Annotated in this window: 1 protein-coding gene; it reads right to left on the bottom strand. The window is 46.2% G+C overall.

All coding sequences use genetic code 11. The features are described 5' to 3' along the window. A partial coding sequence (locus J5M66_RS26535) for an MATE family efflux transporter (RefSeq protein ID WP_207817534.1) occupies positions 1-519 on the bottom strand: 519 nt, incomplete at both ends.

The following is a 519-nucleotide window of genomic DNA, read 5'->3' as shown; positions in this document are numbered from 1 at the left end:
CCCGTAGGAACCCCCAGTTTCAAGATCATTCTGCTCAAATGTGGCTGATGACGAATATTTTTTAATAAAGCCCAGTCCAGTCTGAGCGGATGTTGCCTATAATTCAAATACAGGATTAAAAACAACAGGACCGCCAGATTTCCCAGAATAGTGGCAATCGCCGGCGAGATAATGCCCATTTTAGGAAAGCCAAAATAACCGGCAATCAGGACCGGTGTCACCACTAAACCCACCCCAATGGTAAGTGCGGAAGCGAACAGGGGAGTGGTACTATCAACAACGCCGCGCAAGATCGAGGTATAAATAATATAGATAAAAATTAAGGGACTACCCGCCAGCAGCCACTGCACATAGTGCAAGGATAAATGCATCACATCCGGAGCTGTGCCGAGTGCCAAGAGAATATTCTCAGCAAAAAGTACCCCGAGAAGCGCAATTAAGCTGCCGCCAATCAAGGTCATAAATAAAGTTGAACCAACCACACAGCGTACTTTTTCTATATTTTTCCCGCCCCAAGCC

This window comes from Pseudomonas sp. 67(2021) (assembly GCF_017491835.1).
In the GTDB taxonomy this organism is placed as follows: domain Bacteria; phylum Pseudomonadota; class Gammaproteobacteria; order Pseudomonadales; family Pseudomonadaceae; genus Aquipseudomonas; species Aquipseudomonas atacamensis.
The sequence above is the reverse complement of the archived record's forward strand: the minus strand, read 5'-3'. Positions and strand labels throughout refer to the sequence as shown.